Genomic DNA, 2,774 nt, shown 5'->3' with positions numbered 1-2,774 from the left:
CTTACGGTGGAGCTGTGCGTAGATGTGATCAAGAGACAGGGTCGTGCGTGACCATGATGAAGCCGGCGCCGGTCTCGCGTTGCAGGGCGCGGAGCTCGAAGCCGGTGCGCTCGCGCAGGTTGGCATCGAGGGCGGCCAGGGGCTCGTCGAGCAGCAGCAGGCGCGGGCGGCGGGCCAGTGCGCGGGCCAGGGCAACGCGCTGGCGCTGGCCTCCGGACAGCGCGTCTGGGCGGCGCCTTTCCAGCCCCTGGAGATGCAGCAGGGCCACGAGGCGTTCCACGCGCTGCGCGACGGCCGCACGCCCCTGCCCTTCCCGGCGAAGCCCATAGGCGATGTTGTCGAAGACGCTGAGATGCGGAAACAGCGCGTAGGACTGGAACATCATGTTCACCGGGCGCCGGTGCGGCGGCAGCGGGGTGAGGTCGGCGCCGTCCAGCAGCACGCTGCCGGAATCCGGCCGCTCGAAGCCCGCGACCACGCGCAGCAGCGTGGACTTGCCGGAGCCGGAGCCGCCCAGCAGGGTCAGGAACTCGCCCGCCGGCATGGCGAGGTCCAGCCCGTCCAGCGCCGCCAGCGCGCCGAAGCGGCGGGTGAGGCCGGACAGGCGCAGCAGCGGTGCGCTCAACGTCCGGCCTTGAAGCGGGTCCAGAGCCGGGCGCGGGCACGCTCGGCGGCAGGGGGCGGGGCGGTGACGGTGAAGGTGCGGGCGATCGTCTCGGGCGACGGGATGACGTTGGGATCGGCGAGAACCGCCTGGCTGAGATAGGGGCGCGAGGCGGGCACCGCATTGGGATAGCGCACCTGGTTGGTGACGCCGGCGATGACCTCGGGCCGCAGCAGGAAGTCAATGAAGCGCTGCGCGTCCTCCGGATGCGGCGCGTCGGCGGGAATGGCCAGCATGTCGAACCAGAGCTGCGCGCCCTGCCTCGGCTGCACATAGGTCAGCCCCTCGGCACGGCCCGCCGCCTCGGCCCGGACGCGCGCCTGGATGACGTCGCCGGAATAGCCGAAGACGGCGCAGTACTCGCCATTCGCCAGCGCGTCGGCGAGGGCGCCGGAGGAGATGATGGCGCGCACATGCGGGCGGATGGCCAGCAGCGTCTTCTCCGCCGCCGCGAGGTCCTCGGCCGTGCCGGAATTCGGCTCCTTTCCGAGCCAGTGCAGCACCGAGGGGATGACGTCGATGCCGCTGTCCATGAAGGCGATGCCGCAGCCGGCGATGCGCTTCGCGTTTTCCGGCCTGAGCAGCAGGTCGAGGCTGTCGAGCGGCGCGTCGGGCGCCAGGGCGCGGATCTTCTCCGGACGCAGGCCCAGGCCGATCGTGCCCCAGAGATAGATGGCGCCATGCGCGTTGCCGGGATCGCTGCTGGCGACGCGCTGGAGCAGCGCCGGGTCCTGGTTGGCGAAGCTCGTGATCTGCGCGCGGTCGAGCGCGCGCAGGGCCTTGGCGCGGACGAGGCGGGCGAAGGTGGGCTCCGAGGTCGGGACCACCACGTCATAGCCCGACCGGCCGGCGGACAGCTTGGCCTCCAGCGTTTCCAGGCTGTCGAAGACGTCGTAGCGGACCTGGATGCCGGTTTCCGCCTGGAAGCGCTCGATGGCCTTCGGGTCGATGTAGTCGGTCCAGTTGTAGACGTTGATCACGCGTTCCTGCGCCCGGGCCGCCGGGACGAGGGCCAGCGCGGCCAGCAGGGGCAGGAGGAGGCCGAGGGCGAGGGCGAGGCGGCGTGGGCGCACGGGCAGGCGCATGAGGCGTTGTGGCTCCGTGGTCGGGGGATGCGGGGCGAGCGTAGAACAGCGGCGAGGCGGGCGGAACAGTGCGTGTCATAGGAATAAATTCGTTGACATGAGGATTTTATTCCTCTAGGGAGAAGCGGCCAACGGGCGAGCCATGTCCGCCCGGCACCCCCCTCACCCGCCGCTGCCCACCTTTTCCGACGGAGCGCGCCCGCGCGCCGGCCGGGGCGCGGGCGCGCGGCTTTCCGTCCAGGGAGCGCCGATGTCCTTCGATGCCAGTTCGCTTACCGCACTGGTCAGTGCGGGCTCCTTCTCGATCTGGGACTACCGCACCGGCGACAGCCGGGCCGCCGTGCTGGCGAGCGGATATTTCGCGGCCGCCACGGACCGGCTGCTGCCGGGGCATGTGGTGATCCTGCATTCGGCGGATGGGATGTCCTTTCTGCCGATGCGCGAGGCGGGCGCCGTGGGCAACGGGCTGGTGCTGGATTCGGTCTCCGCGCCCCTGCGTCTGAGCCGCACGGCAGCCGGCCGCTTCGGCATCGCGGTCACCGCCCGCATGTCCTGACCCTTCCGGACTGATCCCCGGCGGGTCCGCCACGCCTTCCGGGGCTTTGCCCATCCCATCCCGCATGTCCGGGCGCACGGCCATCCACGGCGCGCCCCGCCTCGCTGTGCCGCAAGAGGAGATCGCATGGCCTTCGCGAGCCCCAGCCTGCTCACGCTCGCCAGCACGGGCAGCATGACGCTCTGGTACTACAGGACCGCCGACACGCGGAGCGCGGTGCTGGCCACCGGCTACTTCGCCGCGGCCGCCGGGCTGCGAGAAGGCGACGTGATCCTGCTGCAGAGCGGCGACGGGCTCTCGCTGCTGCCGGTCCGGACGGGCAGGGCGGTGGGCGCCGGGCTGGTGCTGGACACGGGCACGGCGCCGCTGGCCCTGTCGCGGCAGGGGACGATGCGCTTCGGCCTGGGCGTCACGGCGCTGCCGGTGCTGCGCGCGATCCGCATCGATGCCGTCGCCTCCCCCATTCCCT

At 71.7% G+C, this 2,774-nt stretch carries 4 protein-coding genes; 2 read left to right on the top strand and 2 right to left on the bottom strand.

All coding sequences use genetic code 11. From position 1 onward, the window contains the following. Nucleotides 1–28: 28 nt before the first annotated feature. The gene (locus ROTAS13_RS22450) at nucleotides 29–625 is read right to left on the bottom strand and encodes an ABC transporter ATP-binding protein (RefSeq protein ID WP_083755675.1); all 597 of its coding nucleotides are present in this window, start codon (nucleotides 623–625) and stop codon (nucleotides 29–31) included. Continuing rightward, nucleotides 622–1,749: an extracellular solute-binding protein gene (locus ROTAS13_RS22445; RefSeq protein ID WP_075823495.1), complete on the bottom strand. Its 1,128-nt coding sequence runs from the start codon at nucleotides 1,747–1,749 to the stop codon at nucleotides 622–624. The genes ROTAS13_RS22450 and ROTAS13_RS22445 overlap by 4 nt, the downstream gene beginning before the upstream one ends. A gap of 250 nt (nucleotides 1,750–1,999) precedes the next feature. Here ROTAS13_RS22445 and ROTAS13_RS22440 point away from each other — a divergent pair, with 250 nt between their 5' ends. Next, a complete protein-coding gene (locus ROTAS13_RS22440) occupies nucleotides 2,000–2,305 on the top strand; it encodes a hypothetical protein (RefSeq protein ID WP_019461603.1) in 306 nt (101 codons plus the stop codon). A gap of 126 nt (nucleotides 2,306–2,431) precedes the next feature. Beyond that, on the top strand, nucleotides 2,432–2,774 hold a 343-nt coding region (locus ROTAS13_RS22435; RefSeq protein ID WP_075823494.1), incomplete at its 3' end, for a hypothetical protein.

It is taken from the genome of Roseomonas sp. TAS13, from assembly GCF_001950415.1.
Lineage (GTDB): Bacteria > Pseudomonadota > Alphaproteobacteria > Acetobacterales > Acetobacteraceae > Roseomonas > Roseomonas mucosa.
The sequence above is the reverse complement of the archived record's forward strand: the minus strand, read 5'-3'. Positions and strand labels throughout refer to the sequence as shown.